Source organism: Streptomyces sp. NPDC054840 (assembly GCF_053611065.1).
Map to the genome: position 1 here is coordinate 1 of NZ_JBSGZP010000231.1, position 10,185 is coordinate 10,185.

The following is a 10,185-nucleotide window of genomic DNA, read 5'->3' on the forward strand; positions in this document are numbered from 1 at the left end:
CTGGAGTGAGGTCCAGGCCGGTGGTCGCCAGCTTCAGCTCGATACGGCGGCCGAGCTGCGTCCTGCGCAGCCGCCGGTCGACCGTCCGGAAGCGGCGGCGGCGGCCGGCGGGCTCCGGGACACCGCTCGCCGAGAGGCGCTCGATGAGGGCGGCGCGCTGGGCGCGGCCGGCGAGGTAGGCCTGGAGGCCTGCGACGACCAGGACGCAGGCGAGCAGCGTGGCGCCGAGGGTGGCGAGGATGTAGGGGTTCACAGGGCGGTCCGGGTGATGCGGGCGGTCAGGGGGTCTTCCGGCGCGACGCCGAAGGCCTGCGGGATGGGCTGGTTGTTCATGTAGAGGCGTTCCGCGATCCGGCGGGGCAGCGGGTAGTACTCGAAGTAGCCGCGGACGCGCCCGTCCGCTCCCATGGGCTGTGCCCCGAAGCGGCAGACCGTGGTGATCCGGAAGGGCTCGCGGCCGTGCGATTCGAGGACGGAGATCTCGGTGATGCGGCGCGAGCCGTCGCCGAAGCGGGTGAGCTGGACGATGACGTTCACCGCGCTGTTGATCTGGTCCTGAAGAGCCTCGAAGGGGATCTCGACCTCGGACATGGAGGCGAGGGTCTGCAGGCGCATCAGGGCGTCCGAGGAGCTGTTGGCGTGGACGGTGGCCAGGGAGCCGTCGTGGCCGGTGGACATCGCCTGGAGCATGTCGAGTGTTTCGCCGCCGCGGACCTCGCCGACGATGATGCGGTCGGGGCGCATGCGCAGGGAGTTGCGGACGAGATCGCGGATGGTGATCTGGCCCTTGCCCTCGACGTTCGCGGGGCGGGATTCGAGGCGGATGACGTGGGCCTGCTGGAGCTGGAGTTCGGCCGAGTCCTCGATGGTGATGATGCGTTCGCCCTCCGGGATCAGCCCGGAGAGGGCGTTGAGGAGGGTGGTCTTGCCGGTGCCGGTGGCTCCGGAGACGATCACGTTCATCTTCGCCGCGACGAGGCCGGAGAGCAGGAGGAGCATCTGCTCGTCGAGCGAGCCGAGGGCGATCATCTCGTGCAGGGTGAAGGCGCGCGGGAAGCGGCGGATGGTGAGGGTGGCGCCGGTCAGGGAGAGCGGCGGGATGATGACGTTGACGCGCTCTCCGCTGGGGAGGCGTGCGTCGACCATGGGATTGGCCTCGTCCACGCGCCTGTTGACGGTGGAGACGATGCGCTCGATGGTCTGCATGAGCTGCTCGTGGGAGGCGAAGCGGATGGGGAGCTGTTCGACCCGGCCGGCGCGCTCCACGTAGATGTGGTCGGGGCCGTTGACCATGATCTCGGAGATGGAGGCGTCTTCGAGGAGCGGTTCGAGCACACCGAGCCCGAGGGCCTCGTCGACGACGCGGCGGATCAGCTGGGCGCGCTCGGCCGTGGAGAGGACGGGTCCCTCGCGGCTGATGATGTGGCCGAGTACGCGTTCCAGGCGCGCCCGGCGCTCGGCGGGCGCGAGCGCGGACATCTCGGCGAGGTCGATCTCCTCCAGCAGCTTGGCGCGGTAGGAGGAGACCAGGCGCCCGTCCTCGCGCGGGCTGTGCCGGTCGTCGGGGGTGTTGACCCGGGAACGCAGGCTCATGGTCCGGTCACCTTCGGGTCGTCGTTGGGCATGACCGCCGTGGCTGTGGCGTCTTCTATGTCGAGTCCGGGGATGATGGCGTTGATCTTTATCGTCGCCACCGCGGTGACGGCATCCGCCGTTTTGGACACCTTGACGTCCGGCGCGAGTCCGGCTCTGACGGCCGCCGCTCCCGCCGCTTCACCGCCCTTCCCGTTACGGGCCTCCACACGCGCGGCGGTACGGGCGGCCGTGTCCGCCTGCTCGTGGACGTACGCCACCCAGCCCAGCTGGATCCCGCACAGGGCGACGAACAGCAGGATCGGCACGAAGCCGATGTACTCGATGGCCACTTGGCCCCGGTCGGAGCGCGCACGTCGGTTCACGTCAGTTCTCCTCCCTCTCCATGGCCGCGCCGGCGGTGCCGTCGATGGCGCCGAAGCCGAGTCCCGGGAAGAACACGGGGATCCGGAGGGTGACCTTCGCCTGGTAGATGTCCCCCGAGACGCCGCATTCGCTGGTCATCTTCCAGGTGGCCGCGATGTGCTCACCCGCAGCCGCCGTGCACGCGCCGTCCCCGCGCACCGCCCCCGCCCGCGCCGCCTCGTCCGCCGCGTTGCCCGCCAGGGAGAAGGCGTACCCGATCAGTACGCACTCCCACACCGCCGCCACGAGCAGCAGGATCAGCGGCACCGTGCCCACGAACTCGATCGCCACCTGGCCCCGGTCCCCGCGCCCCGGCCTGCGGGCGGGCATCTGTCAGCCCTCCCGGCCGCGGCGCAGGCGGGCCACCGGGCCCGGCGCGCGGACCGCGAGCGAGGCGCCCGGGGCGGTGGCGGCGGACGGGGCGGGGTCCGGGGTCGACAGGAGGCCGAGCTCGCCGGCCAGGGTCCACAGGGCCTGCTTCACCGTCGAGCGGTTGTCGAGGTCCTGGACGCGGCCCGCGTCGACCACGGCCTGGAGTTCCTTGAAGGCGGCCGGGACCGGGGTGCGGGTGGCGCGGGTTTTGGTGATCTTCTCGATCAGGGCGGGCTGGATCTCGGTGTGCTTGCTCCAGCGGTTGACGACCATCGCCGTGTCCTCCGCCTTGCGGACCTGGAGGCGTTCCCACATCCGGACCATCCGCTTCGCCGCCCGTACCGCGACCACGTCCGGGGTGGTGACCAGCACCGCCACGTCCGCCATCTCCACGGCCGCCGCGTTGGCCCCGGTGACCTGGGTGCCGCAGTCGACGACGACGAGTTCGTAGCGTCCGCGCAGGGCTCCGACGATGTGCCGGGCGGCCCGGTCGTCGACCTCCTCGCCGCGTTCCCCGTCCGCCGGGGCGAGGAGCAGCGCGAGGCCCGAGGCGTCGTCGTAGACGGCGTCCTGGAGGACCCGCGGGGAGATGTCCTGGATCCCGGCGAGGTCGGCGATGGAGCGCCGGAACTGCACGTCGAGGTACGAGCCCACGTCGCCGGCCTGGAGGTCCAGGTCGACCAGTGCGGTACGCCGTCCCGAGGCGGCCGCGGCCAGTGCGAACTGCACGGCGGTGAAGGTGGCGCCCACGCCTCCCTTGGCTCCGGTGACCGTGACGACCCGGCCGCCGGGCCCGGCCGTGAACGCCTCGGCCGCGCCCCGCCCCAGGTGGCGGCGTACGCCCACGGACCACTGGGCGGCGGCCTGGACGCGGGCGGCGAGTTCCTCGTAGGAGAGCGGGAGGCCGATCAGGCCGCGCGCGCCCGAGTCCATGGCGGCGGAGAAGAGCCCCGGGCCCGCGTCCGAGGAGACCAGGACGACGCCCACCGCCGGGAAGCGCAGGGCGACCTCCCGGATGAGTTCCAGGGCGGGGACCGGGCCGATCCGCTCGTGGACGAGGACGACCTCGGGGAGTTCGTCGATGGAGTCGGCGGCCAGCCGGGCGAGGGTGTCCAGGAGCGTGGTCGCGTCCGGGACCGGTGCGGCAGGCTCGGCGTCCGGGAGCTGGCTGAGCAGGGTCACAATGGCGCGCGCGGCGTCCGGGTCGCCGACCGCGGGGAGGATGCGGGTGGTCATCCGGGCCTCACCTGTCCCCGTCGAGGGTGTACGTGCGGTCGCCCGGGGCGGGCGCCGAGTCGGTGCCGGGGGCCACCAGGGCCAGGCGTACGTGCTCCGCGAAGGACTCGGCGTACGCGACGCGCTGGGTGTCCTTGGTGCTCAGGGCGAAGGTGATCGGAACGGCCTCGGCGGGGCCCTTGCGGTCGCTGTCCTTGTCCAGGGCGGTGAGCTTGCCGACGCCCAGGACCCGGGCGTTGGCCACGATGATCACCGACCGCGAGGGTTCGGTGTCCTTGGCGCCCTTGAAGGTGGCGAGAATGTTGACCTTGGCGCCGGAGGTGATCTTTCCGGCCACGCCCGTGGCCGCGTCGATCATGATGGCGATCTCCTGCTCACCGGGCTGCAGCTGCGGCCGGTCGACGAACATGTCCGCCTGGAGCAGCGATCCCTTCTTCAGCGTGGTGAGCGCGATCTTGTCCTTGAGCGTGCCGAGGTCGGAGACGGCGGTGTCGGACAGCCACCGCTCGGGAATCCTGACCTCCTCGAACTGCCCGGCCGACAGCGGGCTGTACGGGGCTATGTCGCCCTTGGCCCGGTACGCGACGACCTCGGCGCCGACCTTGGAATTGACATCGCCGATCACCACGAGGACTCCGGCGAAGGCCCCCAGTGCGCACAGGACCGACAGGAGCAGCAGGATGACGCCGCGGCGCTGGCGTGAGTTCATGGGCCTTACCTACCTCGCCGTTCTTCATTCATTCGTGCGTTCGAGTGATCAGGGTCTGGAACGGGCGGTGCTCGCGGGCGCGGGCGGCGGCGGTGCGGTGAGCGGTGCCGCGCAGAAGCCGCAGCGGTCGCCGATGAGTTCGAGGCCGCACCAGCGGCACTCCTCCCGGCGGACCGAGGCGACCAGCTGGTAGAGCACGGACAGGTCCGGGATGCCGGCGGCGAACTCGACGAGTTTCGGGGTGCCCCACCAGCCGGGGGACGAGGCCGGAAGCGGGTTCTCCATGACGCCCTGGACCTGCCAGGCAGGTGCCAGTTCGGCCGTGACCCAGTCGGAGGTGAGCTGGCCGCGGGCGAAGGTGAGGTGCGTGGCGAACTCGGGACCGGCCGGCAGTACGCCGCTGCGGGGGCCGTGGGCACCCTGGTTCCCGCCGCCCAGTTTCGCCAGGTGCGGTTTCGGGTGGGCCATGACGGCGAACTGCGCGCTCGGGGACCAGGACCTGGCGTGGGCCCCGAGGCCGACCGGCACCCGGACCCGGTCGAGTTTGGCGACCGAGCCCAGCAGGGCGCCCGCGTAGATGTAGTGGGACAGCAGCCGGGCCGCGGACGCGATGATTCCGGGGCTGAAGTCGCAGACGCTGAGCTGACGCAGCTGACGCGCCAGCAGAGCCGTTCCCAGCGGCGGCAGATCGATGCCGAGGAGCGCGATCCGGTCGGTTTCCAGGATGGCGCGTACGGTGTGCAGCCGCTGGACGGTGGAGCGCGGGAGCCACGGCGGTACGAGGGCGACGAGGTGGCCGTGCCGCTCCAGCAGGGCGCCCGTCTCGGCGAGCGCGCCCTCCAGGTCGAGCTGCTCGGGCGGGTGCAGCAAGGCGGCCCCGGGCGTGTGCCGGTCAGGGGCCGGAAGTACCAGATCGGCGCTGGTGACAGCGATGGCGGTCGGCACGCGCATTCCCCCGTTCCCCCACGTACGCCCCGCACTCCGCGGGCACTTGACGTGCCCGGCGCGCGGTCGGCACGGACCTGACGCGGACTCGGCACGGACTTCTCGCGTCCGCGCCCGTACTGCGCGACCGCATCCGATCGGCCCGCTCCCCCCTTGCCCCAGCACCATATCCGCGTCGCCCCTGGCGGGGCAGGGCCTTGAAGATTCCCGTGCTACCAGCACATGTCACAGGTGGCGGAAACCCGGACAACAGGGATCGCATAGCGGGCCATTTCAAGCCACATCGCGAAGACTCTTGACACGAAGATTGGTCTGGACCAACTTGGCAGCCAACGCGTCGAGCCGGACCCACCCCACCCGGTCCGCCTCTTCCCCCACCCCTCTTCCTCCCCCCACCGGAGCCCACGTGAACCGCATACGCTCCCTCGCCCTCCCCATCGCCGCCACCCTGGCCGCGGGCGCCCTGTCCGCCCTCGCCGCCGGTACTGCACAGGCCGCCGACGTGAACGTCGCCCGCAACGGCGGCTTCGAGTCGGGTCTCGCCAACTGGTCCTGCACCGGCGGAACGGGCGCCTCCGTCTCCTCGCCCGTCCACGCCGGATCCGGCGCGCTGAAGGCCACCCCGGCGGGCCAGGACAACGCCCGCTGCAGCCAGACCGTCACGGTCAAGCCGAACTCGACGTACACGCTGAGCACGCAGGTCCAGGGCAGCTACGTCTACCTCGGCGCGACCGGGACCGGCACCCAGGACGTCTCCACCTGGACGCCGGGGTCGGGCGCCGGCTGGCAGAAGCTCTCCACCACCTTCACCACCGGCCCCGGCACCACCCAGGTCACCGTCTACACGCACGGCTGGTACGGCCAGCCGGCCTACACCGTCGACGAATTCAGCGTCTTCGGCCCGGACGGCGGAGGCGGCACGGACCCCGGCCCGTCGGTTCCCGGCGCCCCGGCCGGGACGGCCGTTTCCGGCCAGAGCGCGAACACCCTCACCCTTTCGTGGAACGCGGTCGGCTCGGCCACCGGCTACTACGTGTATCAGGACGGCGTCCGCGTCAGGACCGTGACCGGCGGCGCCGCTTCCGCCCAGCTCACCGGACTCACGGCCTCGACCTCGTACTCCTTCCAGGTGAGCGCCTACAACGCGGCGGGCGAGGGCCCGAAGGCCGCCCCGGTGACCGGCACCACCACCGGCACCGGCCCGGGTCCGGGCCCCGGCCCGGGCGTTCCCAAGCACGCCCTGACCGGCTACTGGCAGAACTTCAACAACGGCGCGACCGTCCAGAAGATCTCCGATGTCTCGGCGCAGTACGACATCATCGCCGTCTCCTTCGCCGACGCCACCACCACGCCCGGCGCGATCACCTTCAACCTCGACTCGGCCGGCCTCGGCGGCTACACGGTCACCCAGTTCAAGGCCGACATCGCCGCGAAGAAGGCCGCCGGCACGTCGGTCATCCTCTCGGTCGGCGGCGAGAAGGGGACCATCACGGTCAACGACTCGACCTCCGCGAACAACCTCGCGAACTCCGCGTACGCCCTGATGCAGGAGTACGGGTTCACCGGCATCGACATCGATCTCGAAAACGGCCTGAACCCCACCTACATGACGCAGGCCCTGCGCTCGCTGTCGTCGAAGGCCGGCTCCTCGCTCGTGATCACCATGGCCCCGCAGACGATCGACATGCAGTCCACGCAGGGCGGCTACTTCAGGACGGCGCTGAACATCAAGGACATCCTCACCGTCGTCAACATGCAGTACTACAACAGCGGCTCGATGAACGGCTGCGACGGCAAGGTCTACTCCCAGGGCTCGGTGGACTTCCTCACCGCGCTCGCCTGCATCCAGCTGGAGGGCGGCCTCGACCCCTCGCAGGTGGGCATCGGTGTCCCGGCCTCCCCCAGCGGCGCCGGCAGCGGCTACGTGTCCCCGACCGTCGTCAACAACGCTCTGGACTGCCTGACCAGGGGGACGAACTGCGGCTCCTTCAAGCCGTCGAAGACCTACCCGGGGCTGCGCGGTGCGATGACCTGGTCGACCAACTGGGACGCCAAGGCGGGTAGTGCTTGGTCGAACTCGGTGGGTCCCAAGGTCCACGGGCTGCCGTAGGCGGTACGTGTAGGGGTGGCCGGAACGGTGCGGCCCGCACAGCACGTCCTTGACCGGGACATGCCACGAGAGCACGCTGTGCGCGTCCGCACGGCTACCCCACACTCCCCACCCAGGAGAACGCATGCGGCTCCATACCCGCCGAAGGGCCGCCCTCACGGCGGCCCTGCTGGCGCTCGCGCTGGGCGCACCCGCCTACGGCATGAGCGCGACGGCTTCCCCTCCGCCCACCCCTTCCACCGCCACCCAGGACGAGGCGATCGTCCAGTACCGGATCCACGGCCCCTCCACCGCCGCCGACCGCACCGCCCTGCTCCGCACGGGCGTCTCGATCGACGAGGTGGACGACCACACGGTCGTGGTCAGCGCCGACACCATGCAGGCCGAGAAGCTCAAGGAGCTCGGCTACCGGCTGACAGCCCTGCCCGGCCCCCCGGACCGCTCACTGCCCGGTATGGCGGCGAGCCCGATGGACTTCCCCTCGGCGGACTCGAGGTACCACAACTACGCCGAGGCGACAGCGGAGATCAACCAGCTCGTCGCGCAGTACCCCGCGATCGCGAGCAAGCGGGTGATCGGTAAGTCCTACCAGGGCCGGGACATGTTCGCCATCAAGATCAGCGACAATGTCGCGACGGACGAGGCCGAGCCCGAGGTGCTCTTCACCGCCCACCAGCACGCCCGTGAGCACCTGACCGTCGAGATGGCGCTGTACCTGCTCAAGGAGTTCACCTCCAAGTACGGCAGCGACTCCCGGGTCACCGGCGCCGTCAACGGCCGTGAGATCTGGATCGTCCCGGACCTCAACCCGGACGGCGGCGAGTACGACATCGCCACCGGCTCCTACCGCTCCTGGCGCAAGAACCGCCAGCCGAACTCCGGCTCCTCCTACGTCGGCACGGACGAGAACCGCAACTGGAACTATAAGTTCGGCTGCTGCGGCGGCTCCAGCAGCAGCAAGAGCTCCGAAACCTACCGGGGCGCCTCCGCCGAGTCGGCGCCCGAGGTGAAGGTCGTCGCGGACTTCGTCCGCAGCCGGGTCGTCGGCGGCAAGCAGCAGATCAAGGCCGCCATCGACTTCCACACCTACAGCGAGCTCGTCCTGTGGCCCTTCGGCTACACCTACAACGACACCGCCCCGGGCCTGACCGCCGACGACCTCGCCGTCTACAAGAAGATCGGCACCAGCATGGCGGCGAGCAACGGCTACACGCCGGAGCAGTCGAGCGACCTGTACATCACGGACGGGACGATCGACGACTGGCTGTGGGGCAATCAGAAGATCTTCTCCTACACCTTCGAGATGTACCCGGAGAGCGGCGGCGGCGGCTTCTACCCGCCGGACGAGGTCATCGACCGCGAGACCGCGCGCAACAAGGAGGCGGTGCTCCAGCTGCTGGAGAACGCGGACTGCATGTACCGCTCGATCGGCAAGGAAGCCCAGTACTGCGCGACGCCGTGACCGTGTGCGGTGCCTGACCTGACCGCGTGAAAGGGGGCGCCCCACCGCCAGGGGGGCGCCCCGCCCACGTGTCCGGCCGCAGGCCCGGCTCAGCCCAGGACGGCGAGGGCGTCGATCTCGACGAGCAGCCCGGCCGGCAGGCCCACGTACACGGTGGTGCGGGCGGCGGGGGCCTCCTTCAGGCCCTGCTCCTCGAAGTAGGTGTTGTAGATGCCGTTCATCTCGGCGAAGTGCCCGGTGTCGGTGAGGTAGACGCGGATCATCAGCACGTCGTCCCAGCCCGCACCGCCCGCCTCCAGCACGGAGCGGACGTTCTCCAGCGTCTGGAGGGTCTGCTCACGCAGGGTCGGACCGGCGGGGGTGGGCGGCTGCCCGTCGACGTGCGGGAGGAAGCCGACCTGGCCGGCGACCTGGAGGATGTTCCCCTTCCGCACGCCGTGCGAGAACCTCGCGGGCGGGGTGGTGTGGGTGTCGGGCGTGACGGCGGTCTTCTCGCTCATGTGCTCTCCTGGGTTCCCGAGTAGTCCTGGCTGATGGCTTCGGCGGTACGCAGCACCTGCGGCAGCAGTTCGAGCAGCCCCTCGGCGGGGACCACCACGCCGGGCGCGGAGACCGACAGCGCCGCGACGACCCGTCCGTCCGGCCCGCGCACGGGAGCCCCGAGGCAGTTGACGGACTCCTCGTGCCCACCGAGATCGGTGGCCCAGCCCTGCTCCCGTACGAGGTCCAGTTCGCGCAGGAAGGCCGCCGCGTCCGGGGTGGAGCGGGCGGTGTAGCGGGGGTACTCGATCCGGTCCGCGAGGGCCCGGCGCTCGGCCGCGGGCAGGTCGGCGAGGAGCAGCTTGGCCACGGCGGCGACCGTGAGGGGTACGGGCCTGCCGATACGGGAGTACATGCGGACCGGGTAGCGGCTGTCGACCTTGTCGACGTACACGACCTCGTCGTCCTGATGGAGGGCGAGGTGAACGGTGTGCCCGGTGGCCCGGTTCAGCTCGACGAGGTAGGGGTGCGCGACCTCCCGGACGTCCAGGTTCTCGATGGCCTCGGCGGCGAGCGCGAAGAGCCGCGCGCCGAGACGGTAGCGGCCGTCGGGCCGGCGGTAGACGAAGCCGCGCTCGTGCAGGGTGCGCAGGAGGCGGAGCGCGGTGCTCTTGTGTACGCCGAGCTCGTCGGCGACCTCGCCGAGCGAGGCCGGGCCTCGCGCCAGCAGAGGCAGGATGCCGAGTGCCCTCTCGACGGACTGGCTCATCGCTCGCCCTCTCCTACGGTCACAGCACCACCGGCTCCGTCGGGCGCCCCGGGCTGCGGCCGCACCCCAAAGCTTGCTCCGGGACACATTCAGCCCCTCCGGCG

Annotated in this window: 10 protein-coding genes and 1 pseudogene; 2 read left to right on the forward strand and 9 right to left on the reverse strand. The window is 70.9% G+C overall.

What is annotated here, in order from left to right; translation table 11 throughout:
- The 7 genes and pseudogenes from ACWGIU_RS18175 to ACWGIU_RS18205 form a co-directional block, all read right to left on the reverse strand.
- Positions 1-253: pseudogene (locus ACWGIU_RS18175) on the reverse strand (type II secretion system F family protein); the annotation flags it as partial.
- The gene (locus tag ACWGIU_RS18180; protein WP_453706969.1) at positions 250-1,593 is read right to left on the reverse strand and encodes a CpaF family protein; all 1,344 of its coding nucleotides are present in this window, start codon (positions 1,591-1,593) and stop codon (positions 250-252) included. The pseudogene ACWGIU_RS18175 and the gene ACWGIU_RS18180, both read right to left, overlap by 4 nt.
- On the reverse strand, positions 1,590-1,958 hold the full coding sequence (locus ACWGIU_RS18185) for a TadE/TadG family type IV pilus assembly protein (RefSeq protein ID WP_453706971.1): 369 nt from the start codon (positions 1,956-1,958) through the stop codon (positions 1,590-1,592). Before ACWGIU_RS18185 ends, ACWGIU_RS18180 begins: the two co-directional genes overlap by 4 nt.
- Before the next feature lies 1 nt (position 1,959).
- A complete protein-coding gene (locus ACWGIU_RS18190; protein WP_453706973.1) occupies positions 1,960-2,328 on the reverse strand; it encodes a TadE/TadG family type IV pilus assembly protein in 369 nt (122 codons plus the stop codon).
- Between the two features lie 3 nt (positions 2,329-2,331).
- Positions 2,332-3,606, reverse strand: a complete 1,275-nt coding sequence (locus ACWGIU_RS18195) for an AAA family ATPase (RefSeq protein ID WP_453706975.1) — start codon at positions 3,604-3,606, stop codon at positions 2,332-2,334.
- A 7-nt stretch (positions 3,607-3,613) separates the two neighbouring features.
- Positions 3,614-4,315, reverse strand: coding sequence for a Flp pilus assembly protein CpaB (gene cpaB, locus ACWGIU_RS18200; RefSeq protein WP_453706976.1), 702 nt, complete (start codon positions 4,313-4,315; stop codon positions 3,614-3,616).
- Between the two features lie 48 nt (positions 4,316-4,363).
- Positions 4,364-5,266: a hypothetical protein gene (locus ACWGIU_RS18205; RefSeq protein ID WP_453706978.1), complete on the reverse strand. Its 903-nt coding sequence runs from the start codon at positions 5,264-5,266 to the stop codon at positions 4,364-4,366.
- A gap of 400 nt (positions 5,267-5,666) precedes the next feature.
- Here ACWGIU_RS18205 and ACWGIU_RS18210 point away from each other — a divergent pair, with 400 nt between their 5' ends.
- On the forward strand, positions 5,667-7,370 hold the full coding sequence (locus tag ACWGIU_RS18210) for a chitinase (protein ID WP_453706980.1): 1,704 nt from the start codon (positions 5,667-5,669) through the stop codon (positions 7,368-7,370).
- Between the two features lie 124 nt (positions 7,371-7,494).
- The gene (locus ACWGIU_RS18215; RefSeq protein ID WP_453706982.1) at positions 7,495-8,832 is read left to right on the forward strand and encodes a M14 family metallopeptidase; all 1,338 of its coding nucleotides are present in this window, start codon (positions 7,495-7,497) and stop codon (positions 8,830-8,832) included.
- 89 nt (positions 8,833-8,921) lie between these two features.
- On the opposite strand, the gene ACWGIU_RS18220 is transcribed toward ACWGIU_RS18215, so the two are convergent.
- Together ACWGIU_RS18220 and ACWGIU_RS18225 are read right to left on the reverse strand one after the other, a co-directional pair.
- Entirely contained in the window at positions 8,922-9,332 is a 411-nt protein-coding gene (locus tag ACWGIU_RS18220; RefSeq protein WP_453706984.1) for a RidA family protein, read from the reverse strand.
- Entirely contained in the window at positions 9,329-10,081 is a 753-nt protein-coding gene (locus tag ACWGIU_RS18225; protein WP_453706986.1) for an IclR family transcriptional regulator, read from the reverse strand. Before ACWGIU_RS18225 ends, ACWGIU_RS18220 begins: the two co-directional genes overlap by 4 nt.
- Positions 10,082-10,185 lie beyond the last annotated feature (104 nt).